This window comes from Mesorhizobium sp. L48C026A00 (genome assembly GCF_000502375.1).
Classification (GTDB): Bacteria; Pseudomonadota; Alphaproteobacteria; order Rhizobiales; family Rhizobiaceae; genus Mesorhizobium; species Mesorhizobium muleiense.
Genome location: NZ_AYWU01000010.1, coordinates 37550 through 64333 on the forward strand (window position 1 = coordinate 37550; position 26784 = coordinate 64333).

The window sequence follows — 26784 nt, forward strand, 5'->3', positions numbered from 1 at the left end:
TGCGCATCTCGGGTCAGGCCCAGGGTCAGGCCCGAGGGCATGCGTTTGGGTGACACGCTTAGCTGTGGGCTGCCACCAGATCCTTTAGGCGCTCTTCGTGCATCCGCAGCGTCGGTAGTGTCTTCTTGGCGAATTCCTTCAGCGCCGGGTCTTCACCCGACTGCGCATAGGTTGAAAACAGCGCTAGCGCCTGCTTGTGCGCCTCGGTCTGCAGGAGGATGTATTTCGCCTGGAATTCATCGCCATCGAGGTTCTTGAGCTGGTCCAGCATCGCCTGGTCTTTCGGCAGCAAAGCCGGGCCGCTCGCTGTCACCGAGGCCGTGATCTGGCTCTGTTCGAGAGCTGCCTTGAAATCCTCGCCAGCCTTGGTGTGATCCCTGACCATCAGCGAGGCGAAATCCTTCACATCGGCGGCGACATTCTTTTGTTCGGCCAGCTTGCTGCTTTCAATCTCGAACCGGTTGGCGCTGGGGACGGATCTGGAGAAGGTCTCGGTGTCGATCTTGGTTTGGCCGACAGCAGGTATATCGGCCGGCGTGGCGGATTGGGCTAGGGCCGCCGGCGCGCCGGCAAGCATGGCGACCATGGCAAGCGTGAGATTTGTTTTCACAGGAAATCTCCGGGTTTGTGATCCTCGGAGAGTCCAACGCGACACCAGCGGCGAAGTTGCGCGACTGGACAGGAATGAGGTGTCGGCGATCCTGCCAACACCCCCGCTCGGCGCCGATACGCCGGAAATATGCTTGGCAAAGCTCAGTGGCAGCAGGCGCCGGCATATTGCAGCTGTTCATTCCAGTCCGGCCGGCCCTCCGGCGTGAAATCCATCAGGTTCCACAAGGGCTCGCAAGTGCCGATGGCACGCGGGTCCTGACCGGGTTCGGACGGCGCGAAGCCAAGCTCCGAGCTCCAGAAATGCCGGATGCCATCGGCGTCGCGATGGAACACCGACAGCGTCGGCAACTGCGCGCCGTCGTCGGCCTCGGCGTGGTAGTCGCGCTTGAAGCTGTTGCCTGCCGAGGAGAGCAGCCGCATGTTCGTCCAGCCGCGATCGCGGCCAAGCGTGATCAGGTTTTCAAGCGCGGTCTTGCCCACAACCGCGAAATTGAAGCCGGCGGCCTCGAGATGGCCGATGGCGCCGTCGAACTGGTCGAGCAGCGCCGTGCAGGACGGGCATGGCTGGTCGGCCCGCGCGAGCTTGGCCGTGCCGCCGCTTGTCGCCACGTCGCGCGTCTCCTGCGGGTGGCGCGGAAACATCATCGAGTAGACGATCAGCGTGTCCTTGCCGGGTGAAAACAGCTCCGACAGTTTTATGCGGGCCGGCTTGCCGTCGGCGCCAAGCCCGTCGAACACATAATCCTGAGGCACCAGCCCGCCCGGCGGCAGTGCACGGCGGGCGACGGCCACATCCTCCATAGCGCGGCGCAGCTCGATTTCCTTTTGCAGCAGCGTTTCGCGGGCGGCGCGATATTCAGCGGATTCGTTGGGAAAGGTGATCATCGTCATCTCCATCAGCCGTGCTTGTGGCGGCGCGCGCCCTATGCGGCAGCGCACCTTGCCTCTCAAGGACGCATCGCGAAGCAGGGTTCCGACATTTTGCACGCCTAACTCGGCGATAAGGCCTTAACGGCTCCGCCTTAGCCAGCGACAGAGGCTACTGCGGCGGCACTGGGCAGCTCGTATCGCCCTCCTGGCAGTTGAGATAGCCCAGAAAATCCTTCAGCCTGATGTTGGTGAGGCTCGCCTTGCAGCCGGCTATGACCATCGGATACATGCTGCCTGCCATATCGGTCGGGCCGCCCTGGAAAGCGCATTCGGCATCGCGAAAGGCGACCCAGGCGCGCTGCGCGCCGACCAGCAGCTTCTTCGTCGCAGCGTCGTCCTTCAGCCTGCCCTCGATCTGCCTGTAGGCGTGGTTGAGCTTCTTGTCGGCTTCGGTGAACGACTTGCCGGCGCATTCGTTCATGGTCGCCTGGTCCTGTGCGTCGGCGCAATCGTCGGCGCGCGCGACGCCCGCAAGAAGCGGAAGGGCGAGGATCACCAGACCGGTTTTGGCCAGACCCGGTTTGAAAAGTAAAAGCCGCATCGTGTTTCTCCGGTTTCGGTCGAGACCCCGCCCGCGGCACGAAAGCCGCAGGATCGCAGCTTAACTTCTGAACGGTTGCCGGCAAGATGCAGCCTGCCGCCTTGGTGGACACTTCGTTTCCGCACAATGCTCGCTGATCGGCTTCGCCAACCGCAGCTCACCCCGCCCAGTCGACTTCGAACATTCCCAGCCGCTCGTAAAGCCTGACCGCGGCAGCATTCTCAAACGTGTTGGTTTTGAGATCGACATGCGCAGCGCCGCGTGCGTGAAAGGTGGTGAAGACGTGCCACATCAGCGCTTCGGCGATGCCTCGGGCGCGCGCCTCGGGGTGGACGGCAAGGTCTTTGACGAACGCCCTCGTCCAGCACAATCCCGCGCCTGCCAGCCGACCCTTGCTGTCGATGACCAGGAAACACAAGGCAGGGTCGAATTCCGCGTCGCTTGAAATACGCGGCCACCATTCGTCGAACGGCCCGTCGGCGCCATCGTCGAAGACGGTGGTCAGCAGCGTATGCAAAGCCAGCGCGTCGGCGGCCTCAAAACCGCGCATGACGAAACCTTCCGGCCAGCGCGGCGGGGCAAGCGTGTCGTCGAGGATCTTGCGCAGCCTTATGTCGTTCGGCGCCGGCGGGCGCGGCTCAGGCATGGCGTTCAGGCGTCGGGCTGCAGGCGACGCCGACTGCGGTCGCGGCCCAGGCCGGTTTGTTCCAGCATGCCCTTGCGCTTGGCGTCGTAATAATAGCCGCTCTGGTAGAGCCGGTCGGCGCGCTTGGCGTTGCCACCGGCCACCAGCCAGGCGCCACGCAGATATTTCACCGCATATTTCAGATTGGTCTCGGCGTCGAACAACCCGCTCGCCGGCCCGTCATAGCCCATGCCGCGCGCCGTCGCATGCTTGATCTGCATCAGCCCCCAGTGGCCGCGATTGTAGGCCTTGGGATTGAAGGTGCTCTCGCGCTTGACGACGCGGCGCACCAGATCGACCGGAACCTGATAGAGGACGGCATATTTCTCGATCAGCCGCTCGATCTCGCCGCGCGGTCCCGCGGAATACTGTTTGGCAGGGCTGGTCGAAAGCAGGGCGGACGGATTCTCAGGCAGGGTGTAGGCGACCTGCTGGACGCCGGGCATCGTCTTGCCTGTCTCGCCGGTGACCGGCATCGCAACGGCGGCGGTAGCATAGACAGGCGCTGTGCCGGCTGGCGCGGCATCGGCCGTCATGGCTGCAGGCGCAGTTGCGGCCAACGGGGTCGGGCCGGCAAAGGCCGCTGGCTGGACAGGCGTCGCGGCGGGATCGACGGCCAGCGCCGCGGTCTGGACGGGCGTGACGCCGGACGATTCCGGCAGCACCGAAACCGTGTCGGGCAGCGCCAGCGCATAGCCGGCATCGCTACCAGCTGCGGCGGTTTCAGTCAGGGAAGGCACGGCCTTGGTCTGCGCGGTCGAAGTGCAGCCGCTGAGACCGGCCGCAGCGAGGATCACGCCGATCGCGGGAAAGATGATTTTTGCTGGCAAGCCGCGCTCGGGTCCGGTTCGTCTGTTAAGAAGTCCTTACACCACGGCCTTTCCCCCGGCAATCCGCAGCCAGTTGGGATTTCCAATGGTTTTCGGGTGGCAACAGACCCCTGAAAATGCGATATCCGTTCTCGATATGTACTGGATTGCCATTCGTTCCTTCGGAAAGGAGCACATCATGGAAGGCACCTCTCAAGCCATCGCCGGCCACGCGGTCTTCGAAACCGCGATCGGCTTCATCGGCATCGCATGGAGCGAGGCCGGGCTGACGAGGCTTTGCCTGCCCCAGCGCAGCCGCGACGCCGTGGAACGGCGGCTGCTGCGCCATGCCGGCAACGCCGCTTCGAGCGCCCGACCGCAATGGGTTGCCGAGCTGATCGCGTCGATAAAGGCCTATGCCGCCGGCGAGGACGTGGATTTCTCCGGTGTGCCGGTCGATCTCACCGGTGTCGACGATTTCCGCCTCGCCATCTACGACGCGGCGCGCCAGCTCGCCTTCGGCGAGACCACTACCTATGGCGAACTGGCCAAGCGCGCCGGCCATGCCGGGCTGGCGCGAGAGACGGGCGCCGCACTCGGCGCCAACCCGGTGCCGCTGGTCATCCCTTGCCACCGCATTCTTGCCGCCGGCGGCAAGATCGGCGGTTTTTCAGCGCCGGGCGGCTCGACCACCAAGGAGAAGATGCTGGCGATCGAAGGCGTGCGCGTCGGTCCGCCGCCCCCGGCGCAGGTCTCTTTTGGATTTTGAGGCCGGCATTGCTAGTCCGGAAAGATGCGCCGGCGGAAATGCCGGTCTGTTTCCACGCGCTTGCACTTGTAGACGATGCAGGAGTTGGTATCGGCGCTCGGCACCGAAGCGCGTGCCCTGACCTCGCCCATGTTGCAGAAACTCTGGCTCCGCACATAACGGTCGTAGAGCGGCAGCCCCGGCGTGCGCGTCGACTGATAACGCAGGATGACGGCGCCTTCCCGTGCGATTGTCGCGCGCATCGTGCCGCAGGTAATGCGGCTCGGGTCATAGCGCGAGATCGCCTGCGCCTCGGCGGCGACCAGCGTCAGGCAGGCGGCAAACAGGACAGTTTTCATGGTCCTCTCCCCAAACAGAACCGACGCCCGGAGGCGGCACGATCCTTCCCCGCAGCGTGCGCGATAGGCCATGCGACCCGGCGCAACGCCCGACGTTCAACGCTTTCACGCGATTGGGGCGGCCATTGGGCAGCGCCGCATCAGCGCCTTTTTTCGTGCAGTCTTGTTTTTTGCGGAGAAGCGGACTATATGAGGTCCATTGATATTTCGGCCGATCGATCCGGGCCTCGCGATATTCGCGTTTGCTGACGTCTATCTCCAAAATCTCGATACAAACCGGCTGGACTTCGGTTCAGTCAAGCTAAAGCAAACGTATAAGGACTATCGAAATGGCAACAGGTACGGTCAAGTGGTTTAATTCCACCAAGGGTTTCGGCTTCATCCAGCCTGACAGCGGCGGCGCGGACGTTTTCGTCCACATCTCCGCAGTCGAGCGCGCTGGGCTGTCGACCCTGGTCGAAGGCCAGAAGATCAACTTCGAGATCGAGCAGGACCGCCGCACTGGCAAGTCGTCCGCTGGATCTCTGAGCAAGGCAGCCTGATTTTGCGAATGGCGCGCGCCGGGCGATAGCTCGGGGCGCGCGGCAAGTCACGGATGTACTGACGGTCGCGCGAGAAGCGCGCCGGAGCGGAAAGAACCCGACAAGCCGAAGCAGCAGATTGCTGCCGGCCCGGCCAAGGCGCTCCCGATCAGGCTACCAAGCATGGGAAGGCGGGATTTTGTCCCGCCTTTTTGCTGTCCGGATTTCCGGATGAAACAGCTACCTTGGCCTTATTGTGCCAATCATGGTATTTTTAGCCGATGAGCAAGCTTGAACAGATTGAGAAATCCGTCGCCGAACTGAGCCCTGAGGAACTGAAGGCATTTGCCGCCTGGTTCGAGGCACTGAAAGCGGAGATGTGGGATCGGCAGATCGAAGCCGACGCCAAGGCTGGCAGGCTGGATAAACTTGCCGAGCAGGCCTTGGCCGACCATCGCGCCGGCCGGACCCGGTCTTTGTGAATCATGTCGCCACTCCCTTATTCTGGGAGGCTTATGCAAAACTGCCCTCGTCGATCAGAGCAAAGGCGGACAAACGTTTCGCCAAGCTGCGTTCTGATCCGTTTCACCCGTCGCTGCATTTCAAACAGGTCGGACGCTATTGGTCGGCGCGGGTTGATCTCAACTACCGCGCCGTAGCTGTCCGTGACCACGATGACGTTGTCTGGTTTTGGATCGGCACCCACTCCGAATATGACCGCCTCCTGAAGTAGCCGTAGGGACAGAACTACCCCAGCCACTCCATCGGCACATGCCCAGGATCAGTCTCGACCCGTTTCAGCCAGGCCGCCACCGCCGGGTAGGCGTCGAGCTGAAAACCGCCCATCTCGGCCGTATGCGTATAGGCGTAGAGCGCGATGTCGGCGACGCTCAAGGCCTCGCCGGCAAAGAACGCACTGCCCGCCAGATGCTTGTTCATCACGCCGAGCGCCTTGTTGCCGCGCTCCAGCGTCAGCGCCAGCCGTTCCGGTGTCGCGTCCTTGGCCCGTTCGGGAAAGGTCAGCAGCGCCTTGCGCACCGCGACATAGGGTTCGTGGCTGTATTGCTCGAAGAACAGCCATTGGTAGGCCAATGCCCGCTCGTATTTGTCGGCCGGCAGCAACCGCGTGCCTTCGGCGAGATAGAGCAGAATGGCGTTGGATTCGGCAAGCCGCCGGCCGTCGTCGAGCTCGAGCAGCGGCACCATGGCGTTCGGGTTCTTGGCGACATAGTCTGGCTTGCGCGTGTCGCCGGTGTGCGAGCTGACCTCGACATTGGTGAAAGCGATGCCGAGCTTGGCCATCAACAGGCGCGGCTTGTAGCAATTGCCGCTGTCGATCATTCCATAGAGTATGGTCATTCTTGCTCCCATCGCCGCTCCCCTCGGCGGAGCCGCCTTTACCGGCAATTATCCTGGCAGCGACGGCTTCATCCAGTGATTTGTTTTGGCGCAACCATCAGCGCCGGTGATAGATCACCCAAACAACGGCACGACGTTGTTGGCCATGCCAAGCAGCCTGTCGATAGGCAGCGGCTCCTCGTCGAAGACCGTGCCGGCCAGCGCCGGCCGGGCAAGGTAAAATCCTTGCATCAGGTCAACGCCGCCGTCCAGCGCGACGCGCAAATGCGTGGCTTGCTCGATGCCTTCGACCAGCACTTTGGCGCCGCGGTCATGCAGCGCGGAGACCAGCGGCCGGAAAAACCGTTCGGCGGCGGCATGGCGGCAGAATTCCGCGAACCAGGTGCCGTCGATCTTGACGATGTCGGGCTGGACAAGAGCGACCCGTTCTTCCGTCGAATGCCCGGTGCCGAAATCGTCGATGGCGATGCGGATGCCGTCACGCCGCATCTCGCGCGCCAGGCTGACGAGCACCTTGTCTTCAGCCGCCTGCTCGGTGATCTCGCAGACCAGCATGCCGGGGTGCAGGTCGAACTCGGCGAGACGCCTGGTCATCAGCCTGATTTCTGCCAGCGCTCGCCCGGGGTCATCGTTGATCAGCGGATTGTAGTTGAAGAACAGGTCGAGCCCGCCGACGCCGATGTTGCGGAAATTCCGCAGATGCAGTACCCGGCACATCGTCTCGACGAACAGGCGATCCGCCACGGGGATGCCCTCGAAGAATACGCGCGGCGCGACCGGCCTGCCGGCGCGGTGCGGCTCGATCAGGCCTTCGACGGCGACGGCCTTCAAAAACCTGCCGCGCGGCGCAAAGATCGGCTGGTAGGCGCTCCTCAGCCGGAACGCGCCATAGACGCCATATTCGATCCCGACTTCGTCGGCAAAGATTGCCTCGCCGACATTGCGCCGCCTGTCGGGCCGCCTGGTCATGGCACCACCTTGCGCCCGAAAGCCCGTTTCGGCCGTGGCGAAGGCGAGACGGTCGCAGGCGCCGCGCCGGCGTCAGGCGCCGTCACCGGCATCTGCCTTTCCTTGCCGAAGACTTGGCTTTCGTTGCCGAAGACGTGAAAGCTGGTCGGTGCAAGCTCCGGGCGCGCCAGCGCAAATCCCTGCACCATCGAGGCTCCCGATTTCTCGGCCAGTTCAAGCTGCCAGCCCTCCTCGATGCCCTCGAACACGGTGCGGATGCCTTGCTGTTCGAAACTTGCCACCATGGCGGTCAGCAGCGCGAAGCCGGCGCCGGACTCCATCAGTTGCATGATCCAGTTGGCGTCGAATTTGACGATGTCAGGCCTGAGCTCCTTGATCCGGTTGATGTCGGACTCTTCGGCGCCGTAGTCGTCGACCGCGATGCGAAACCCGTTGGCCCTGAGCGCCTCGACGAAATTGTAGAGCGTTTCCTGCGACGCCGACTTTTGCTCGGTCACCTCGCAGACGACGCGGTTCGCATCGATCCCGGCCTCATGCAGCACCAGCCGCATGTCGCGCAGCGCACTGTCGGCGATGCTGCGATCGGTGAACACCGACGGATCGAAGTTGATGAAAATGAATGCCTCCTGCGGCAGGCAGGCGCCGGCGTTCAAAAGGTGCAGCGTCCTTGTCAGCGCCTCGATATGCAGGCGGTCGACCGTCGGACAGGCGTTGAAAAAACTCACCGGCGTCTGCGGCTCGGCGTCGCGGAACGGCCGGATCAGGCCCTCGAATCCGGTGATGGACAATTTGCCGTTGCTGAAGGCAAAAATCGGCTGGAAGGCGCTTTGCAGCGTATAATTGCCCCAGACACCGATGGCGGTGCCGTCATCGTGGCGGACGATATGGGCAAGCCCGATGCTGCGCGACACGGTTCCTCCCGTTGCGAGACTGGTGGAATGGGTCGTGATCCAGCCAACCGGAGTTTTACCGCGTGTAAGTGAATTTATTGTTGCCGGATTTGCCGGGGATTTGAGGTCTGGCTCATCCGACAATGCTTGCGCTTGGCGGGATGATGCGACATGAGAGACGCCGCGGTCGGATGGACCGCCTGGCCCTACAGGAGACAACGCCGTCATGGCCTTTCTTGCCGACGCCCTTTCCCGCGTAAAGCCTTCCGCGACCATCGCAGTGACGCAGAAAGCGCGCGAGCTGAAAAACGCCGGCCGTGACGTGATCGGGCTGGGTGCCGGCGAACCGGACTTCGACACGCCGGACAATATCAAGAACGCTGCGATCGAGGCCATCCGCCGCGGCGAAACGAAATATCCTCCAGTTTCCGGCATCGTGCCGCTGCGCGAGGCAATCGCCCAAAAATTCAAGCGAGAGAACAATCTCGATTACCGGCCGGAGCAGACCATCGTCGGCACCGGCGGCAAGCAGATCCTGTTCAATGCCTTCATGGCGACGCTGAACCCCGGCGACGAGGTCATCATTCCGAGGCCGTACTGGGTCAGCTATCCCGAGATGGTAGCGATCTGCGGCGGCACCCCGGCATTTGCCGACACCTCCATCGACAACGGCTTCAAGCTGACGGCGGCGGCGTTGCAAAAGGCGATCACGCCGCGCACCAAATGGTTGTTGATGAACTCACCGTCGAACCCGTCGGGCGCCGCCTACAGCGAGGCTGAGTTGCGCGCTCTGGCCGACGTGCTGCTCGAACACCCCAATGTCTGGGTGCTGACCGACGACATGTACGAGCATCTGATCTACGGCGATTTCGTCTTCACGACCATCGCCGAGGTCGAGCCGAAGCTTTATGAGCGCACCCTGACCATGAACGGCGTGTCGAAGGCCTATGCGATGACTGGCTGGCGCATCGGCTATGCGGCCGGGCCGGTGGCGCTGATCAAGGCGATGGACATGATCCAGGGCCAGCAGACCTCCGGCGCCTGCACCATTGCCCAGTGGGCATCGGTCGAGGCGCTGAACGGTCCGCAGGATTTCATTGCGAAAAACAAGGCGATTTTCCAGGCTCGGCGCGATCTCGTCGTGTCGATGCTCAATCAGGCGCGCGGCATCACATGTCCGTCTCCCGAAGGGGCTTTCTACGTCTATCCGTCCTGTTCCCAGTTGATCGGCAAGAAGACCAAAGCCGGCAAGCTGATCGACAGCGACGAAGCCTTCTGCTCGGAACTGCTCGAGGCCGAGGGCGTGGCGGTCGTGTTCGGTTCGGCATTCGGCCTCGGCCCGAACTTCCGCATCTCCTATGCCACGTCGGAGGCGTTGCTCGAGGAGGCCTGCGCCCGCATCCAGCGCTTCACCGCCTCGCTGACCTGATCAAGCGCATCTCGAACACCAAAACCCGGCTCGCAATCGGGTTTTGGCGGTCGGCGCCAGCCTCACCCCTGGCGACTGTGATTGGTTTCGCGCGCCGAACGAGCCTCGGCCGGCGCCAGAATGGCGGCCAGAAGCCCGGCCGTGACGAACGAAACGATGGCAGCCGTCAGCATCGCCGCATGGAAGCCCCCGGCATAGGCGGCTGCGAACAGATCGCGCAGGCCGTCCTTGCCCATCGCCGCATCGGCTGCGAAATCGTGCCTTGAAACCGCGGCGCGGGCCACCGCTCCGGCATTGGCGACACCGGCATTTTCAAGACGCGCCGTCAGCAGGGCTGTTGCCCGCATGCTCATCAAGGCGCCGAGCAGGGCGATGCCGATGGCGGTGCCGCCCTGGCGGGTTGCGTTGATCACCGCCGACACCATGCCCGAACGCTCGCGCGGCGCAAACGACATCGCGGCAGCGCTGCCGGTCGGGATGGACAGCGCATTGCCGAGGCCGCCGACGGCAAACAGCAGGCCGATCGTCACATAGGGTGTCGAGGGTCCAACCCAGCACATGCCCAGCATGGAAAGACCGCTCGCAAGATAACCCGATGTCATCAGCGCCGAGTGTCCGTAGCGCTGACTGAGCCTGCCGATCGCCGGCGACACGACCATTTGGACGAGGAACAGCGGTGCCATGCGCAGGCCGGTCTGTGTCGGCGACCAGCCCTGTGCCTGCTGCAGGAACATCGAATAGAGGAAGACGCCGGTGTAGGAGGTGAGGCCGAGCGCGAACGAGGCGACATTGGCGACGGCGAAGCGAACGTCGCGAAACAGGCCAAGCGGCAGCATCGGCCGCGGCGTACGCGCCTCGAAGACAAGGAAGGCTGCCAGGCCGGCGAAGCCGACGACAAGGGCGATAACAGCCTCTCGATCGCCCCAACCTTTTTCGCCTGCCGATATCAGGCCGAAGGTCAAGGCGCCCAGCCACAGAATGCTGAGCGCCAGGCCGACAAGGTCGAGATGGGCATGCTCGGGGTGTGAAGTCTCTACGATCGAAGCCGCACCGAGCGCGATCGTGGCCAGGCCGAGCGGCAGGTTGATCAGGAAAATGCTCTGCCATCCGGCGGTTTCGACCAGGATGCCGCCGACGACCGGGCCAGTGAGCAGCGAGACAGCTGCGAACGACGCCCAGCCTCCGATAACGCCGGCACGCTCGCGACCGTCGGGAAACGCCTGCGTCAGAATCGACAGCGCACCCGGAATGATCAGCGATCCGGCTATCCCTTGCACCACCCGGCCCACCAGCAGCACCGACAGGTTGGGCGCGATTGCACATATGGCAGAGCCAGCCACGAAGATGCCGATGCCTGCCAGCCAAGAGCGCTTGCGCCCGTAGCGGTCGCCGATCAGGCCTGCCGACAGCATGAAGGCCGACAGGCAAAGCGTGTAGGCGTCGATCACCCATTGCAGCCCGGCGAAATCGATGCCGAGCGCAATCTGGATCGTCGGCAGGGCGACGTTGACGATGCTGATGTCGAGCAGTGCGACGAATGTGCCGAGATAGACTGCGGCAACAAGAGGCAAGCGACGGTTCGACATGAAACCCAAACCTGAGCGTGGAAATCACCTACAATGATCAGACGCGACCAATGATCAGACGAGACGCGCTTTTAGGTCCGATCAACGCCGCCATACTGCTCGTCGGTCACCTTCTCCAGCCAGTCGGCATGGACGCCGTCGAGCGCCTCCTGCATGGCGATATGGGCCATCGCCGATTTTGGACCGGCGCCGTGCCAATGCTTTTCGTCAGGCGCAAACGAGATGACGTCGCCGGCCCTGATTGCCTGTATCGGCTCGCCCCAGCTTTGCGCCAGGCCGGCGCCTGACACGACATAGAGCGTCTGGCCCAGCGGATGCGTATGCCAGTGGGTACGCGCGCCGGGCTCGAAACCGACCATGATAGCGCGTAGCCGCGCCGGCGCTTCCTTCTCGATGATCGGCGTCTGCCACACGCGGCCGGTGAAGTACTTTTCCGGCGCAATGACGGTCGGCACGCTGCCGCAAGCAATGATCTTCATCGTCGCAAAGTCCTCAAGCTGATGGCGGATCGGTCGGCGACGATCCGCTCCTTTTTGTCGCAGGGAGCGGCACTTTCATCCGATAACCATCATGGCGCAACCGCTTTTGCTGCCGTTCGGCGACGGACCCTGTCACGGCATTGACGGAAAGGCCAGGCCCGCATTCGACGGCTTCGCCGATCATGGCTCAACATCCGCGACATCAGGCGATCCCCCGATTCTCAAATCACCCGATTCTCAAATCACTTGCCCTCCCGCCTAACCCGTGGGACGATGCCTTTGGGTAGGCGGCAAACTGAAAAAAGCCCCGCCCGCGACGGTCGACAGGCCGGCCGCCGCTCCCAGGGAAACGCCTGAGTGGAGGTCAGTCATGGGAACTCGCGCCGGAGGACGACGCACGGGACCGAAATGCATTGCCATCGTCGGTCCCTTTGCAAGCGGTAAGACGACACTTCTCGAAGCCATATTGGCCCGCACGGGCGCCATCCCCCGCCAGAATCCGGTCTCCTTGGGAAACACAGTTTCCGATCATTCGCCCGAGGCACGCGCCCACGCCATGAGCGTTGAGGCGACGTTTGCCACCACCGATTTCATGGGCGAGCAACTCACCTTCGTCGATTGTCCCGGCTCCATCGAATTCTCCTTCGAGGCAGAGCCGGTTCTGGCCGCCTGCGACATCGCCGTGGTCGTCGCCGAAGCCGATGCGAAGAAGATTCCTGCCCTGCAGCTGATCATGCGCAAGCTCGACGATCTCGGCGTGCCGCGCATCATGTTCCTCAACAAGGTCGACAAGGCGATATCAGGCGTGCGCGACACGCTGAAGATGCTGCAGCCGGCGAGCTCGGTGCCTTTGCTGCTGCGCCAGATTCCGCTGCGCAAGGACGGCGTGGTGATCGGCTCGATCGATCTGGCGCTGGAGCGCGCCTACATCTATCGCGAATATGCCGAAAGCGAGGTCGCCCAGATTCCCAGCGACGACAAGGCGCGCGAGCTCGAAGCGCGCTTTTCCATGCTGGAGACGCTCGCCGACCATGATGATCAACTGATGGAGCAGTTGCTCGACGAAATCGAGCCGCCCAAGGACGCCATCTTCGACGACCTGGCCGCCGATTTGCGCGATGGTGCCGTGACGCCGGTGCTGATCGGCACCGCCGAGAAGGGCAATGGTGTGCTGCGGCTGCTAAAGACGATCCGCCACGACGCGCCTGATGTTGAAGCAACACGCAAGCGCATCGGCGCACCTGACGGCAATGCGACCGTGGTCCAGGTGATGAAGACCATCCACACCGCGCATGGCGGCAAGCTGTCGATCTCGCGCATCCTGTCCGGCCAGCTTGCCGACGCTTCCGAACTGTTCCTTTCGAACGGCGCGACGGCCAAGGTCTCCGGCATCTACAGAATGCTCGGCAAGGACCAGACCAAGCTCACCTCGGCTCCGGCTGGCGACACGGTCGCGCTCGGCAAGATGGACGAGGTCACGACCGGTCAGACCTTGAGCTCGATCAAGGGCGGTATCAATCCCTTGGTCACGCTGACGCCGCCGCAACCGGTCTTTGCTTTTGCGTTGCGACCGAAGGAACGCAAGGACGAGGTCAAGATGTCGGCGGCCATCCAGCGCCTTGCCGAAGAAGATCCCTCGCTCAGTGTGCGCCACAATCAGGATTCGGCTGAAACCGTGCTGTCGGGCCATGGCGAAATGCATCTGCGTGTCGTGCGCGAGCGGCTGGAGGGCAAGAACCAGATTCCGGTCGAAGGCCATCCGCCGGCCGTGCCTTACCGCGAGACGATCCGCAAAGCGGCGCAGCAGCGTGGCCGTCACAAGAAGCAGTCGGGCGGCCATGGCCAGTTCGGCGACGTGGTGATCGAGATCAAGCCGCTGCCGCGCGGCTCCGGTTTCCAGTTCACCGACACCATCACCGGCGGTGCCGTGCCGAAAACCTATATCCAGTCGGTCGAGGCCGGCGTGCGCGATTATCTGAAATCGGGCCCGCTCGGCTTTCCAGTGGTCGACGTCGCCGTCAACCTGTCCGACGGCTCCTATCATTCTGTCGATTCGTCGGACATGGCCTTCCAGATGGCAGCAAAGCTGGCGATGAAGGAAGGCATGGCCGCCTGCTCACCGGTGCTGCTTGAACCGATCATGAAGGTGGAAATCGTCACGCCGTCCGACGCGACATCGAAAATCATCGCCCTGATCCCGCAGCGGCGTGGCCAAATCCTCGGCTACGATGCGCGGCCCGGCTGGCCGGGATGGGACGTCGTCGAGGCGACCATGCCGCAGGCCGAGATCGGCGATCTGATCATCGAGCTGCGTTCGGCCACCGCGGGCGTGGCCAGCTACCGTGCCAGCTTCGACCATATGGCCGAACTCACCGGCCGCCTGGCCGACGAGGCGTTGAACGCCAATGGCAAGGCCGCCTGACACTGGAACCTGGCGACAGTCAGGCTGCAGAACACAAGGAAACGGCGTCCGGAATGATCCGGACGCCGTTCTCTTGCGGACCGTCTTCGTGGGAGGCGAAATGCCAGGTCCGCCGCACATGCCGCCAACGCTTGACAGCCTCAGCGGAAGAATAGTTCGGACGCGGTAGCCGCCTGAGCCCGGATCGTCCGAGTGATGCCCCCATCTCCCGCACGAACCACACCGCGTCCTATGATCTGCTTAGTCGATGCTGCGCGCCTGCGACATGTTACCTGAGGTTACATGTCACTGTTACATGACAATTTCGGTCGGCTTTGCGTCAGCGCCGGCAGGGGTTCGGGATACAAAAAAGCCGGATCAACGAAGATCCGGCTGAGTTTGATTGGAAGTGCCTGTTAAGGCTAACCTCCAGAGGGGAACACTCGAGGGCGCTAATGGGAGGAGAACGCGCCCAGGAGATGATCCATATATGTGCTCATCATGCCCAAGAAACAAGCATCTATTTTGCAACACTCGCATGCAAAATGACACAGGCTGTGGTCTAACCCGTTGCTTGGCCTCGTAGGACCAGAAGAATCGCGAAATGCGGTGCGCAGCCAGTCAAGAATCACTGCCAAATAGCGAACCAGCGCCGATTTTCGGTCCAGAACGCAGAAAACAACGAATGATGGCGAATCAGGCAGCGCGCGTTTATTTTTGCGGCAGCCATGCATCGGCCCGAAAATCGCGACCAAGGAAGCCCCGATGAGGACCCGTCAGGCGATCGCCGGCAGCGCGCTGTTCTTCATCGCAGCGCCCGGTGTGGTCGCGGGATTGCTGCCCTGGCTGTTGACCGATCGCTATCGTCTGCCATGGTCGACCCTGCCCGGCCTGGTCCCGGTCGGCTGGGTCCTGATTGTCGTCGCAACGGCCTTGCTGCTTCATGCCTTCGCCCGTTTTGCTCTCGAGGGCCTCGGCACGCCGGCTCCGGTCGCCCCAACCGAGCGACTGGTTGTCGGCGGCATCTACCGCCATGTCCGCAACCCGATGTATGTGGCCGTGCTGGCGATCATCCTTGGCCAGGCGCTGCTGTTTTCGAGCGCGGCTCTCGTCGCCTATGCCGCTATCGCCGCCGTCGCCATGGTCTCGTTCGTGAAGTTCCATGAGGAACCGACGCTTGCCCGCCGCTATGGCGCCGAGTACGAGGCCTACCGCCATGCCGTTCCAGGCTGGCTCCCCCGCCTGACGCCATGGCGCGTCCAGTAGGAGAGGATCGTCCGCAATGCATGGTGGTAAGGGATGTGCAGAGGTTTAGAATGACCAACTACGCGCCTTGGCGATGATGAAATCGCGGAAGACGTGCAGCTTCGCCTGGTTCTTCATCGCATCGGGATAGGCGAAATAGGTGTCGAAGGACGGCACTTCGGTCTCCGGCAGCAACTGCACCAGCCCTGAGTCCTTGCTGACCACATAGTCGGGCAGCATGGCGATGCCGGCGCCACCCTGGACCGCGCGCTTGATCGACAATATGTCGTTGATCTGCAGCGTCGGCACCCTTTGCCCGCCTTCGAAATCGCCGACCGTTTCCAGCCAGTTCAATTCCGACAGATGCGCCGGCACCGGCACGCCGAAGGTGACGATGCGATGGCTCTTCAGCTCGGCGATCGACGCCGGCTTGCCATATTTGTTGACGTAAGAGGGGGCGGCGTAGAGATGGAAATGCACCGTGAACAGGCGGCGCTGGATGAGATCGGGCTGCTGCGGCTGGCGCAGCCGGATCGCGCAGTCCGCCCGCCGCATGGTGAGGTCGAGTTCCTCGTTCGCCAGGATCAGCTGCAGGCTGATCTCGGGATAGAGCTCGATGAATTCCTGCACGCGCTCGGTCAGCCAGCCGGCACCGAGCCCCACCGTGGTCGTCACCCTGAGCACGCCGGAAGGCCGATCCTTGGCCTCGGTCAGCCGCGACTTGATCGTCTCCAGCTTCATCAGCACGTCATGCGCCGTGCGGAACAGCATCTCACCCTGCTCGGTCAGCACCAGGCCGCGGGCATGGCGATTGAACAGCGGCACGCCGACATCATGTTCGAGCGCGCTGACCTGCCGCGAGATCGCCGATTGCGACAGATGCAGTGTCTCGGCGGCATGGGTGAACGACCCAGCTTCCGCCGCAGCGTGAAACACGCGTAGCTTGTCCCAGTCCAACGCCATGATGCCCCCGTTCTGTTTTCTGGCGTCTGAATGAAAAATCAGGCTTTTGCGCGGCTTTTCTCGGCCGCTTGTCTACTCCGCAGCTTCGCGGTGAACTTCGATCCCGGCGAGGTACTTTTCCGCCTCGAGCGCGGCCATGCAGCCGAGCCCCGCCGCCGTCACCGCCTGGCGGTAGATGTCGTCGGTCACGTCGCCGGCGGCGAACACGCCCGGCACGTCGGTGCAGGTCGAATCCGGCGCCGTCCACAGATAGCCGTTCGGCTTCTGCTTCAGCTTGCCGGCGAACAGCTCGACCGCCGGCGCATGGCCGATCGCCACGAACACACCGTCGACCGTCAGATGCATCTCCTGGCCGGTCACCAGATTGCGCAGCTTCAGTCCTTCCACCGACGGCGGCAGCGGCATCTTGCCGGACTGACCGGTGATCTCGTCGACGACGGTGTCCCAGATGACGCGGACATTGTCCTTCTTGAAAAGCCGCTCGCTGAGGATGCGCTCGGCGCGGAAGTCGCTGCGCCGGTGGACGACCGTCACGCTCTTGGCCAGGTTGGAAAGGTAGAGCGCCTCCTCCACCGCCGAATTGCCGCCGCCGATCACCGCGACATCCTTGCCGCGATAGAAGAAGCCGTCGCAGGTGGCGCAGGCCGATACGCCGAAGCCCATAAAAGTCTGTTCGCTCGGGATGCCCAGCCATTTCGCCTGCGCACCGGTGGCGATAATCAGCGCGTCGGCGGTATAGGTAGCACCGGAATCGCCCTTGGCACGGAACGGCCGCACGTTGAGATCGACCTCGGTGATGATGTCGTTGATGACGTCGGTGCCGACATGCTCGGCCTGTTTCAGCATTTGCTCCATAAGCCACGGACCCTGGATCGGATCGGCGAAGCCGGGATAGTTTTCAACATCGGTGGTGATCATCAACTGGCCGCCCTGCTGCAGGCCGGCGACCAGCATCGGCTTCAGCATGGCGCGGGCGGCGTAGATTGCCGCCGTATAGCCGGCGGGACCGGAGCCGATGATGAGAACGGGTGCGTGCTTGGACGTCATGTCAGGGCTTTCACAACAACCGGACGCGAATGAAGCGTCCGGCACAGGGATCGATTTCGGCCCTAATCTAGGTGTTGCAGGCGACGCCAGCAAGACGACCTGGCCTTCGTCCCCGGAAAGCTTCCCCGCAAACAGACGATCCATGAACATCTTGCGCGGGCGACTGTCCCAAAATCAGCGACTGAAGGGATGGAATGGACACCGAAGTCGTTTAATTACAAAATCACGAAAGATTCTTGCGCGAAGCGCCGAAGGTATCCATGACGCTGAAAGCCGATCTCGACGCCATCGACTGGAAAATCCTGCGCGAGCTTCAGCACGACGGGCGCATGACCAATGTCGAATTGTCCGGCCGCGTCGGCATTTCGGCGCCGCCATGCCTGCGTCGCGTCAGGCGGCTGGAAGAGACCGGCATCATCCGCGGCTATCGCGCCTTGCTCAATGCGCCGGCGCTCGGCCTGGACGTCGTCGCCTTTTGCCTCATCGGCCTGCATCACCAGGCCGATGCGGAGCTGAAAAGCTTCGCCGAACGCACCCGCGGCTGGCCGATCGTTCGCGACGCCTGGATGGTGTCGGGCGAATCCGACTTTTTGCTGCATTGCGTGGCGAGCGACCTCGGCGCCTTTCAGACCTTCGTCATCGAGGAACTGGCCTCGGCGCCGAATGTCGACACGGTGCGGACGGCACTGACCATCCGTCGCGTCAAGGACGAGGGCTTGGTGGCCTTCCCGGCTTGAACTGGGGTGGCAGGGCAATCGCCAATCTCGGCGGCCGCCCCTCATCCGCCTGCAGTCTCGACGCCAATTTTGCAGCGTTGCTGATTGGCGAAACCGTTGATGACAGCATCTTTCCCCCCGTCACTATACGGGGAGAAATGTCCGGCAGGACAATGAGGGGCGGCGCCGAGACCGGCAATTGGCCTGAAGCGACTACCCTGACCTGGACGGATTAAGGCCAAAGCGCCTCGACCGCCGCCAGCAGCACCCTCAGGTCGCTATGGTCGCGCAGCGGCAGAACCGAAAATCCTCGCTCGCTGGACGCCTCGCCGTCGATCAGCCAGCCGCGCGACAGGCCGGCGCGTCGCCCCGCCTCCATGTCGGGCGGCTTGTCGCCGACGATGAGTGAACGCTGGAGATCGAGGCGGAGGCGCCCGGCCGCCTCGATCAGCATGCCCGGATTGGGCTTGCGCATCGGATGCTCGGCAATGGCAAGCGGCCCACTGCCTGCCTCGTGATACGCGCAGGCAAGCACCATGTCCACGAACGCGCCGTGATCGCGCAGCAGTTCCAAAACCCGGCCGTTCACGTTGGCGAAAACACTCCAGTCAAAATACCCGCGCGCGATGCCGGACTGGTTGGTCACCACGACGACAGGGATTCCGGCCCGGTTGGCGGCAGCGATCACTGGCGCGATATCTTCGCGAAGCACGATGTCAGCCGGATCGCTGGGGTAGTCGGTGTCGACATTGATGGTGCCGTCGCGGTCGAGGAACAGCGCCGGCATACACTCGGGAAAAACCTGATCGCCGATCCTCTCCACCCACAGACCCGGCTCCACCAGCGGGTGCGGATTCACCGCCCTGTCAGCCATCACAGAGGCGCGCTTCGACCATTTCGCACAGATGATGATAGAGGCACAGATGCCCCTGCTGGATGATCGGCGTCGAGGTCGAGGGCACGTTGAGCAGGATATCGGAGAGCGGCTTGAGCTTGCCGCCGCTGTCGCCGGTCAGGCTGATCACCGTCATGTCCATCATGCGCGCCTGTTCGGCGGCGGCGAGGATGCTGGGCGAGTTGCCGCTGGTCGAGATGGCGAGCAGCACGGCGCCCGCGGCGCCATGCGCCTCGACCTGGCGTGAAAACACCGTGTCGAAGCCGTAATCATTGCCCCAGGCGGTCAGCACCGCCGCATTGGCCGGCAGCGCGATGACGTTGTAGGCCTTGCGCTCCTTCAGGAAGCGGCCGACCAGTTCGCCGGCGATGTGAATGGCGTCGCTGGCCGAGCCGCCATTGCCGCAGATCAGCAGCGCCTTGCCCTGCGAAAGCGCGGTGACGACGGCGGCAACCGCCCGCTCCATCTCGCTGGTGAGGTCGCGCTCGACCATCGCGGTGATCGCGGCCGCCGAGCGGACCAGATAGTCGTTCAGTTCGGACATGAAAACCTCAGTTTGTGCTGCCGGAGCGCAACTTGCCGATGGTGCCGGTGGTGCTCTTGCCGGCGACGAGATCGACCAGCACGACGCGGCCGCCCGCCTTTTGCACGATTTCGGCGCCGACCACCTGATCGATCGTATAGTCGGCGCCCTTGACCAGTATGTCGGGCTTCAGCGCCTCGATCAGCGCGAGCGGCGTGTCGTCCTCGAAGACGACGACGGCATCGACCGAGGCAAGCGCCGCCAGCACGCAGGCGCGATCATGCTCGTCGTTGACCGGGCGCCCCGGCCCTTTCAGCCGGCGCACCGAGGCATCGCTGTTGAGGCCGAGAACCAGCCGGTCGCACTGGCTGCGCGCCGCGTGCAAAAGGCTGACATGGCCGGCATGAAGGATATCGAAGCAGCCATTGGTGAAGCCGACGCTCAGGCCTTCGTCCTTCCACGTCGCCACCAGCCGTGCGGCGGCAGTGGCATCGAGAATTGCATCCTTGTGGGCAACCGGTCCATGCGAGCGAAACAGCGCGCCGGTGAGTTCCTCGACAGTCAGCCGTGCGGTGCCGCGTTTTCCCACCACCACGCCAGCCGCCGCGTTGGCGATGGCCGCGGCAATGACGCGGTCGGCGCCCGCAGCCAGAGCCAACGCAAACGTAGCGATGACAGTGTCGCCGGCGCCGGAAACGTCGAACACCTCCCGCGCCTGCGTGGCAATGTGGCGGGCATCGTCCGCGTCGACGACGCTCATGCCTTTTTCGCTGCGAGTCGCGACGACGAAATCGAAGCCATGTGCCGAGATCAGCTCACGCGCCGCGGCGACGATCTCGTCATCGGCAAACACCGCGCGTCCGACCGCCTCGCCAAGTTCCTTGCGATTGGGCGTGATCGCCGTCGCCCCGGAATAGCAAGCATAGTCGCGGCCCTTGGGATCGACCAGCACCGGCTTTCCCGCCTCGCGGCAGATCGAGATCAGCTCGCCGGCGACGCCGTCGAGCAACATGCCCTTGCCGTAGTCGGACAGGATGACGATGTCGGCTTGCGCGAGCCCGGCCCGGAACAGCCGGATCAGCGTTGCCCGCTCCGCGTCGCCCAGCGGCTTGATTTCCTCTTCGTCGAAGCGCAGCACCTGCTGGTTGAGCGCGCTGAAGCGGCTTTTCGACGAGGTCATCCGGTTGGCGTCCTGCGCGAGACCGCCAGTGTCGACGCCAAGCTCGGTGAGCATGCGCATGAGATTGTCGCTGGCCGGATCGGCGCCGAGCACCGAAACCGGTATCGCGGCGGCGCCGAGCGAGACGATGTTGGCGACGACATTGCCGGCGCCGCCCATTGCCGAGGTTTCGCCACGCCCGCGCAGCACTGGAATGGGCGCTTCAGGCGAAATCCGCTCGATGATGCCGTTGACGAAACGGTCGAGGATGAAGTCGCCGACCACCAGCACGGTGATGTTGCCGAACCGCGAGATGGCGCGGTGAAGCGGTTCGGAAGAAGGCAGGTATTGCTCGCTCATGTCATCCGCGACGTGCAATGAGAGCCGGTCCCGATGCTGTGAAAACGCTGGACTGGCAGGGGCTGGTCGTTCATGGCGAAGCCGATATACCGCAATTCGGCTCAGCGCAACGGCAGGCACCGAACGGCCCACAGCCAAAGCCGGTCGACGGATCAGCTTTTCTGCAAAGCCACATGGACACCCAATCCGACGAGCACCGCACCGCCCGCACGCCGCATCAGGCGTTGCGCGTGGATCGAGCGTCGCAGCCTGGTGATCAGCGCACCCGCCAGCACCACGCACATGACATCCGCCGAGGAGAACATCAGATTGACGATCGTCCCGAGGACGAGGAATTGCAGCCAGACGGGAAACGTCGCCGATGCGTCGATGAATTGCGGCAGGAACGCCATGAAGAAGATTGCGGTTTTTGGATTGAGCACCTCGACGGTGATGCTCTCGAAAAAGGCGCGGCGGGCGGATTTCGGCTCGATGCCTGAGATAACAGCATCGTCTTGCGCCCTGGCGCGGAACAGCGACACACCCAGCCAGATCAGATAGAGCGCGCCGGCCAGCTTGACCGCCATGTAGAGCGTCGGCACGGCATGGAAAAGCACGGACAGTCCTGCGGCGGCAGCGACGACGTGCACATAGCCGCCAAGATGGATACCCAACGCCGCCGTCAGGCCGGACCAGCGGCCGCGCGCCATGGTTTGCGCAGCAGCGTAAAGCATCGCCGGACCGGGGATGTAGGCAAAGATCGCCGTGGTGGCGAAAAAGGCGATAAGCAGTTTGGTCGACGGCATTACCCTTGCTCCTGTCGTGCTTCGCCGGTGGATCGCCGACTGAAGCGAAAGCTGTGCGGCGGCACTGAGGTCTGCAGCCAACCGCCGGATTGCGACCTGCTTTATCGACAGCCCCGCAAGCCTCCCCTATAAGGGCGGAATCGGCACAAGATACCAGAGGCTTTCATGATCATCGTCACGGGCGGCGCCGGCATGATCGGCTCAAACATCGTCGCCGCGCTCAATGCCGAAGGGATCAGCGACATTCTCGTCGTTGACGACCTGACCGACGGCCACAAGATCGCCAATCTTGCCGACCTGCAGATCGCCGATTATCTCGACAGGGACGATTTCCTGCCGCGGATGGAGGCCGGCGACCTCGGCCGCATCGAGGCCGTCTTCCACCAGGGCGCCTGCTCGACCACCACCGAGTGGAACGGCAAGTTCATGATGGAGGTGAACTACGCCTATTCGAAGCGGCTGCTGCATGCCTGCCTGGCGCTGCGGCTGCCTTTCCTCTATGCCTCCTCGGCTTCCGTCTATGGCGGCGGCGCCGAGTTTCGCGAGGAGCCGGACTGCGAGCGCCCGCTCAATGTCTATGCCTATTCAAAGAAGCTGTTCGACGACTATGTCCGCCGCACCGTCTTCGAAACCGACCATTCGCCGGTGGCAGGCCTGCGTTACTTCAACGTCTATGGGCCACGCGAGGCGCACAAGGGCGCCATGGCCTCGGTCGCCTACCATCTGTTCAACCAGGTCGAGCAAGGCCACAACCCAAAGCTGTTCGGCGCCTATGACGGTTTCGGACCTGGCGAGCAGAGCCGCGACTTCATCCATGTCGGCGACGTTGCCGATATCAATCTATGGTTGTGGAAACGCGGATCGAGCGGCATCTTCAACTGCGGCACCGGCCGAGCCCAGCCGTTCCGCGCCATTGCCGAAACGGTGATCGGCGCGCTCGGCAAAGGCGAGATCGAGTTCATCGACTTCCCCGATCACCTGAAGGGCAGCTACCAGAGTTTTACGCAAGCTGATATGTCCCGGTTGCGCGCCGCCGGTTACAATGGTCAGTTTCGCACAGTGGAAACCGGCGTCAGAGACTATGTCGAATGGCTGAAAGCCCAACGATCCTCGTGATCGGCCCACGCTGGGTGGGCGACATGGTGATGGCGCAGTGCCTGTTCTCGGCGCTGGGAGAGCTTCACCCGAACGCGGCGATCGACGTGCTGGCGCCGGCATGGGCGGCGCCACTGGTCAAGCGGATGCCCGAAATACGCCGGCAGGTCGATCTGCCGCTGAAATCCGGAGCGCTGGAATTCCGCATGCGAAGGCGCTTCGGCCGCCTGCTGCGCGGCCACTACGACATCGCCTATGTGATGCCTGGAAGCTGGAAGTCGGCGCTGGTCCCGTTCTTTGCCCGCATTCCGCGCCGTGTCGGCTACCTCAAGGAAATGCGCTATGGGCTGCTGACCGATATCGTAGCCTTGCCCGACGATGTGAAACGGCGCACGGCGCAGGCCTATTTCGGCCTCGCGCAAGGCGGCACGTTCCGTGCCCCCAAGCTCGCCGTCGACACGAAAAACCAGGCGGCATTGCTGGGCCGCTTCGGGCTGGAGGCGAAAAAATTCGTCGCGCTGATGCCGGGCGCCGAGTTCGGGCCGGCCAAACGCTGGCCGAGCGAACGCTATGCCGGCCTCGCCCGCGACATGATGGCCAAAGGTTTTGCGGTCGCGCTGTTCGGGTCGAAGAACGACGCCGACGTAACGACGGAAATCGCCACGCTTGCACCTGATGTTGTCGACCTCGCCGGCCAGACGCGGCTGGAGGACGCCATCGACCTGATCGCCGCAGCCAGGCTTGCGGTGTCGAACGACAGTGGACTGATGCATGTCGCCGCCGCGGTCGGCACGCCGATCGTGGCCGTCTACGGCTCGACCTCGCCGCACAATACGCCGCCGCTCGCCGAGCAGCGCGAACTGGTCTGGCTCGGCCTGTCCTGTTCGCCCTGCCACCGGAAAATCTGCCCGCTCGGCCATCTCAACTGCCTGAACACGCTCGAGGTGGCGCAGGTCGCGGCAGCGGCGGAACGGCTGCTGGAAATGCCGGCCGCCGCATGAGGGTGCTCATCGTCAAGACATCTTCGATGGGTGACGTCATCCACAGCTTTCCAGCCGTCGAGGATGCGCGCCGCAAGCTGCCGGACGTGTCGTTCGACTGGTGTGTGGAAGAGGCTTTTGCCGGCATCGTGGCGCTGCATCCGGCGATCGCAACCATCCACACCGTGGCGATCCGGCGCTGGCGCACAAGCCCGCTCGGCCCCAGCACATGGCGCGAGGCGGCGGGATTGCGCCGCGCCTTGCGGGATTGCCGCTACGATCTCGTCATCGACGCGCAAGGATTGCTGAAGTCGGCGGTGGTGGCGAAACAGGCCGCGGCGCCGATCGCCGGCTTCGACCGGTCGAGCGCTCGCGAGCCTTCGGCGACCGTGTTCTACGACCGCCGCTACGCTGTGCCGCGCGATCTGCACGCCATCGAACGCACAAGGCGGCTGTTCGGGCTGGCGCTCGGCTATGAACCGGATTTTTCCGGGCTCCAGTCCGGCATCGTGCTGCCGGCCGTCGGGTCGACCTTTGTCGGCGGAAAAACCGCCTTCCTGCTGCACGGCACCAGCCGCGAGGACAAGAAATGGCCGGTCGGCAACTGGATCGAGACTGCCCGGCTTCTCTTGGAAAGAGGAATGACGCCGGTCACCACCTGGTCGAACGACAGGGAAAAGACGGTTGCCGAGGCGATCGCCCAAGCCGTTCCACAGACCGTGCTGGTGCCGAAATCACCGCTTGCCGAGATCGCCGCGATCATCGGCCGGTCGGTGCTGATCATCGGCGCCGATACCGGCCTTACCCACCTCGCCAGCGCCTTCGGCCTGCCGACCGTCGCGGTGTTTGTGGCGACAGAACCCGGCCTGACCGGCCCGCGCGGGCCGTTCTCGTCAACGCTGCTGGCCGCGCCCGGCGCTCGTGTCGCGCCTGAGGAGGTGTTGGCTGAGGCAGAGAAGTTGCTGGAGCGCCAAGCGCTTGGTCGGGCCGGCGCCAGCAAGAATTGATTTGTGCAAATCAATTCAATCGGAAAGGTCGGCGCCGCCCTCTTCCCTTCTCCCCTTGTGGGAGAAGGTGGATTGGCGCGCAGCGCCAAGACGGTTGAGGGGTGCTGGCCGGAGTGCTGTTGGTGCCAAGCTGGAACACCCCTCATCCGACCTCGCTTCGCGAGGCCACCTTCTCCCACAAGGGGAGAAGGNGGTGCCAAGCTGGAACACCCCTCATCCGACCTCGCTTCGCGAGGCCACCTTCTCCCACAAGGGGAGAAGGCAGAGCAGCATCAATCCCTCAGATGAACTGCACCTGGACGATCTCATAGCCCCGCGCGCCGCCTGGCGCGTTGACCTCGATGGCATCGCCGACTTCCTTGCCGATCAGCGCCCGCGCGATCGGCGAGGAGATCGAGATGCGGCCGGACTTCACGTCCGCTTCCTGGTCGCCGACGATCTGGTAGGTCTTCTTCTCTTCCGTGTCCTCGTCGACCAGCACCACGGTCGCGCCGAACTTGACCTTTTCGCCGCTGAGCTTGGTGATGTCGATCACTTCGGCGCGGGCGATAAAATCCTCGAGCTCGTTGACGCGGCCTTCATTGAGACTCTGCGCCTCTTTCGCCGCGTGGTATTCCGCGTTTTCAGAAAGATCGCCGTGCGAGCGCGCTTCGGAGATTGCTTCGATGATGCGCGGCCGCTCTTCCTGCTGGCGCCAGCGCAGTTCTTCCTTCAATGACGCGAACCCCTCGCCTGTCATCGGGACCTTGTTCATAATGCCTGACCTTTCCTGCCGCCGCCCCCGCATTCCGGGAGCGACCTTGTCGATGGGTACAAAAAGAAAACGGTCCGGCAGCCTCGGGCTAACGGAACCGTGTCACCGCAATTTCCTCCAATATAGCAATCTTCGCGGGTTTTTCACGCCAAAAAATCGGTTTTGAAAAATTCGCCCGCCATTTGCGGAAATGCCGTCATGGCAGCCCGGCTGGCCGAGCGAGCGGCAATAAAAACCGGCTGCGATTGCTCACAGCCGGTGGTGAGGAAAAGTTCGGGCTTCTATTCAGCTCTTCATGAAACGGTCTATCTGCTCGGACAGCATGCCGTATTCACGCGATCCCTTGCCGATGCGTTTCTCGATCTCGCGGAGCTGTTCCCGGGCGCCGGCGAGATCGCCGATCTGCAGATGCGCCTCGCCGAGATATTCGCGTACCAGCGTATAGTTCGGATCGATGCGCAGCGCTTCCTCATAATAGCCGAGACCGACGGTGACGCGTCCGGAATGGCGGTGCGAGTAGCCGAGGTAGTTGAGGATGCGAGGGTCTTTCTTGTCCGCAGCCAGGCTGAGCACGGCGATCGCCTCGTCATAACGTCCTGCCATCGCCAGCGCGCGGCCGGCCTCATAGATGTTGTCGTCGTCCAGCATGCCGTGCTTGGGCGCGACGCACTTCTTCAGCTTCTTGTCCCAGACCTTGCCTTTCTTGCACTGTGTCGTCTGGCTGCCATCGCCACCGCCTCCACCTTCACCGGCCGAAAACGCCGGAACAGCAAACAGCGGCAGGGCGGCAACCGCCAGAACCTGGATCAGCAATCGTCTGCGCATCGAACTCTCCCTGAAGCATGACAATGCAAGACTAACGCCGGGCAAAAGCGGTTTCATCCCGGAAAAAAGCCACGGCCAGTGAAAGCCTTTTCAACGGCCCGCGCCAGTCGGA

Annotated in this window: 30 protein-coding genes; 11 read left to right on the forward strand and 19 right to left on the reverse strand. The window is 63.2% G+C overall.

The window, feature by feature from the left end:
• Positions 1 to 58: 58 nt before the first annotated feature.
• From X738_RS60395 to X738_RS60415, 5 genes are all read right to left on the reverse strand, one after another.
• Complete coding sequence (locus X738_RS60395; RefSeq protein WP_023799778.1) at positions 59 to 610, reverse strand: DUF4142 domain-containing protein; 552 nt, start codon at positions 608 to 610, stop codon at positions 59 to 61.
• A gap of 143 nt (positions 611 to 753) precedes the next feature.
• A complete protein-coding gene (locus tag X738_RS60400) occupies positions 754 to 1497 on the reverse strand; it encodes a DUF899 family protein (protein ID WP_023799779.1) in 744 nt (247 codons plus the stop codon).
• Positions 1498 to 1651: 154 nt separating this feature from the next.
• Positions 1652 to 2083, reverse strand: a complete 432-nt coding sequence (locus tag X738_RS60405; protein ID WP_023799780.1) for a lysozyme inhibitor LprI family protein — start codon at positions 2081 to 2083, stop codon at positions 1652 to 1654.
• 157 nt (positions 2084 to 2240) lie between these two features.
• Complete coding sequence (locus X738_RS60410; protein WP_023799781.1) at positions 2241 to 2729, reverse strand: GNAT family N-acetyltransferase; 489 nt, start codon at positions 2727 to 2729, stop codon at positions 2241 to 2243.
• 5 nt (positions 2730 to 2734) lie between these two features.
• Complete coding sequence (locus X738_RS60415; protein ID WP_023799782.1) at positions 2735 to 3598, reverse strand: lytic transglycosylase domain-containing protein; 864 nt, start codon at positions 3596 to 3598, stop codon at positions 2735 to 2737.
• Between the two features lie 178 nt (positions 3599 to 3776).
• On the opposite strand from X738_RS60415, the gene X738_RS60420 reads away from it, so the two are divergent.
• Entirely contained in the window at positions 3777 to 4346 is a 570-nt protein-coding gene (locus X738_RS60420) for a methylated-DNA--[protein]-cysteine S-methyltransferase (RefSeq protein ID WP_031255190.1), read from the forward strand.
• An 11-nt stretch (positions 4347 to 4357) separates the two neighbouring features.
• On the opposite strand, the gene X738_RS60425 is transcribed toward X738_RS60420, so the two are convergent.
• Positions 4358 to 4684 (reverse strand): hypothetical protein, encoded by a 327-nt coding sequence (locus X738_RS60425; protein ID WP_023799784.1) that lies wholly within the window; start codon positions 4682 to 4684, stop codon positions 4358 to 4360.
• A 329-nt stretch (positions 4685 to 5013) separates the two neighbouring features.
• Between X738_RS60425 and X738_RS60430 the strand changes: the two genes are divergently transcribed.
• From X738_RS60430 to X738_RS60440, 3 genes are all read left to right on the forward strand, one after another.
• Positions 5014 to 5226 (forward strand): cold-shock protein, encoded by a 213-nt coding sequence (locus tag X738_RS60430; protein WP_023678332.1) that lies wholly within the window; start codon positions 5014 to 5016, stop codon positions 5224 to 5226.
• Between the two features lie 260 nt (positions 5227 to 5486).
• Positions 5487 to 5687 carry a hypothetical protein gene (locus X738_RS60435; RefSeq protein ID WP_023799785.1) on the forward strand — a complete coding sequence of 67 codons (201 nt, stop codon included), beginning with the start codon at positions 5487 to 5489 and terminating at the stop codon, positions 5685 to 5687.
• Complete coding sequence (locus tag X738_RS60440; protein WP_023799786.1) at positions 5684 to 5938, forward strand: type II toxin-antitoxin system RelE family toxin; 255 nt, start codon at positions 5684 to 5686, stop codon at positions 5936 to 5938. The genes X738_RS60435 and X738_RS60440 overlap by 4 nt, the downstream gene beginning before the upstream one ends.
• Before the next feature lie 14 nt (positions 5939 to 5952).
• Here X738_RS60440 and X738_RS60445 read toward each other — a convergent pair whose 3' ends face one another.
• The 3 genes from X738_RS60445 to X738_RS60455 form a co-directional block, all read right to left on the reverse strand.
• A complete protein-coding gene (locus X738_RS60445; RefSeq protein ID WP_023799787.1) occupies positions 5953 to 6564 on the reverse strand; it encodes a glutathione S-transferase family protein in 612 nt (203 codons plus the stop codon).
• A 114-nt stretch (positions 6565 to 6678) separates the two neighbouring features.
• Positions 6679 to 7533 (reverse strand): EAL domain-containing protein, encoded by an 855-nt coding sequence (locus tag X738_RS60450; RefSeq protein ID WP_023799788.1) that lies wholly within the window; start codon positions 7531 to 7533, stop codon positions 6679 to 6681.
• Positions 7530 to 8444, reverse strand: coding sequence for an EAL domain-containing protein (locus X738_RS60455; RefSeq protein ID WP_023799789.1), 915 nt, complete (start codon positions 8442 to 8444; stop codon positions 7530 to 7532). The genes X738_RS60450 and X738_RS60455 overlap by 4 nt, the downstream gene beginning before the upstream one ends.
• 205 nt (positions 8445 to 8649) lie before the next feature.
• On the opposite strand from X738_RS60455, the gene X738_RS60460 reads away from it, so the two are divergent.
• Complete coding sequence (locus X738_RS60460) at positions 8650 to 9852, forward strand: pyridoxal phosphate-dependent aminotransferase (RefSeq protein ID WP_023799790.1); 1203 nt, start codon at positions 8650 to 8652, stop codon at positions 9850 to 9852.
• A 62-nt stretch (positions 9853 to 9914) separates the two neighbouring features.
• On the opposite strand, the gene X738_RS60465 is transcribed toward X738_RS60460, so the two are convergent.
• Both X738_RS60465 and X738_RS60470 read right to left on the reverse strand, forming a co-directional pair.
• Positions 9915 to 11438 carry a DHA2 family efflux MFS transporter permease subunit gene (locus tag X738_RS60465; RefSeq protein ID WP_023799791.1) on the reverse strand — a complete coding sequence of 508 codons (1524 nt, stop codon included), beginning with the start codon at positions 11436 to 11438 and terminating at the stop codon, positions 9915 to 9917.
• 71 nt (positions 11439 to 11509) lie between these two features.
• Entirely contained in the window at positions 11510 to 11917 is a 408-nt protein-coding gene (locus X738_RS60470; protein WP_023799792.1) for a (R)-mandelonitrile lyase, read from the reverse strand.
• Positions 11918 to 12287: 370 nt separating this feature from the next.
• Between X738_RS60470 and X738_RS60475 the strand changes: the two genes are divergently transcribed.
• Both X738_RS60475 and X738_RS60480 read left to right on the forward strand, forming a co-directional pair.
• Entirely contained in the window at positions 12288 to 14339 is a 2052-nt protein-coding gene (locus X738_RS60475) for an elongation factor G (RefSeq protein WP_023799794.1), read from the forward strand.
• Between the two features lie 744 nt (positions 14340 to 15083).
• On the forward strand, positions 15084 to 15584 hold the full coding sequence (locus tag X738_RS60480; RefSeq protein WP_031255194.1) for a methyltransferase family protein: 501 nt from the start codon (positions 15084 to 15086) through the stop codon (positions 15582 to 15584).
• 45 nt (positions 15585 to 15629) lie between these two features.
• On the opposite strand, the gene X738_RS60485 is transcribed toward X738_RS60480, so the two are convergent.
• The gene (locus X738_RS60485; protein WP_023799796.1) at positions 15630 to 16526 is read right to left on the reverse strand and encodes a LysR family transcriptional regulator; all 897 of its coding nucleotides are present in this window, start codon (positions 16524 to 16526) and stop codon (positions 15630 to 15632) included.
• A 72-nt stretch (positions 16527 to 16598) separates the two neighbouring features.
• Positions 16599 to 17573 (reverse strand): thioredoxin-disulfide reductase, encoded by a 975-nt coding sequence (gene trxB / locus X738_RS60490; protein ID WP_023799797.1) that lies wholly within the window; start codon positions 17571 to 17573, stop codon positions 16599 to 16601.
• Between the two features lie 260 nt (positions 17574 to 17833).
• On the opposite strand from trxB, the gene X738_RS60495 reads away from it, so the two are divergent.
• Complete coding sequence (locus tag X738_RS60495; protein WP_031255196.1) at positions 17834 to 18310, forward strand: Lrp/AsnC family transcriptional regulator; 477 nt, start codon at positions 17834 to 17836, stop codon at positions 18308 to 18310.
• Between the two features lie 211 nt (positions 18311 to 18521).
• On the opposite strand, the gene X738_RS60500 is transcribed toward X738_RS60495, so the two are convergent.
• The 4 genes from X738_RS60500 to X738_RS60515 all read right to left on the reverse strand — a co-directional run bounded on the left by X738_RS60500 (position 18522) and on the right by X738_RS60515 (position 22011).
• A complete protein-coding gene (locus X738_RS60500) occupies positions 18522 to 19163 on the reverse strand; it encodes a D-glycero-alpha-D-manno-heptose-1,7-bisphosphate 7-phosphatase (protein ID WP_023799799.1) in 642 nt (213 codons plus the stop codon).
• Positions 19156 to 19728: a D-sedoheptulose-7-phosphate isomerase gene (locus X738_RS60505; protein ID WP_023799800.1), complete on the reverse strand. Its 573-nt coding sequence runs from the start codon at positions 19726 to 19728 to the stop codon at positions 19156 to 19158. Before X738_RS60505 ends, X738_RS60500 begins: the two co-directional genes overlap by 8 nt.
• 7 nt (positions 19729 to 19735) lie before the next feature.
• A complete protein-coding gene (gene rfaE1 / locus X738_RS60510; RefSeq protein ID WP_023799801.1) occupies positions 19736 to 21226 on the reverse strand; it encodes a D-glycero-beta-D-manno-heptose-7-phosphate kinase in 1491 nt (496 codons plus the stop codon).
• Positions 21227 to 21378: 152 nt separating this feature from the next.
• Positions 21379 to 22011 (reverse strand): LysE family translocator, encoded by a 633-nt coding sequence (locus tag X738_RS60515; RefSeq protein ID WP_023799802.1) that lies wholly within the window; start codon positions 22009 to 22011, stop codon positions 21379 to 21381.
• A 165-nt stretch (positions 22012 to 22176) separates the two neighbouring features.
• Here X738_RS60515 and rfaD point away from each other — a divergent pair, with 165 nt between their 5' ends.
• The 3 genes from rfaD to waaC are packed head-to-tail and all read left to right on the forward strand — an operon-like array spanning position 22177 to position 25093.
• Positions 22177 to 23127 (forward strand): ADP-glyceromanno-heptose 6-epimerase, encoded by a 951-nt coding sequence (gene rfaD, locus X738_RS60520; RefSeq protein ID WP_023799803.1) that lies wholly within the window; start codon positions 22177 to 22179, stop codon positions 23125 to 23127.
• A complete protein-coding gene (gene waaF / locus X738_RS60525) occupies positions 23100 to 24107 on the forward strand; it encodes a lipopolysaccharide heptosyltransferase II (protein ID WP_023799804.1) in 1008 nt (335 codons plus the stop codon). Before rfaD ends, waaF begins: the two co-directional genes overlap by 28 nt.
• A complete protein-coding gene (waaC, locus tag X738_RS60530; RefSeq protein ID WP_023799805.1) occupies positions 24104 to 25093 on the forward strand; it encodes a lipopolysaccharide heptosyltransferase I in 990 nt (329 codons plus the stop codon). The genes waaF and waaC overlap by 4 nt, the downstream gene beginning before the upstream one ends.
• 280 nt (positions 25094 to 25373) lie before the next feature.
• Here the strand turns inward: waaC and greA are convergent, their stop codons facing one another.
• Both greA and X738_RS60540 read right to left on the reverse strand, forming a co-directional pair.
• The gene (gene greA, locus X738_RS60535; protein ID WP_023799806.1) at positions 25374 to 25847 is read right to left on the reverse strand and encodes a transcription elongation factor GreA; all 474 of its coding nucleotides are present in this window, start codon (positions 25845 to 25847) and stop codon (positions 25374 to 25376) included.
• A 285-nt stretch (positions 25848 to 26132) separates the two neighbouring features.
• Positions 26133 to 26672 (reverse strand): tetratricopeptide repeat protein, encoded by a 540-nt coding sequence (locus tag X738_RS60540; protein WP_023799807.1) that lies wholly within the window; start codon positions 26670 to 26672, stop codon positions 26133 to 26135.
• Positions 26673 to 26784 lie beyond the last annotated feature (112 nt).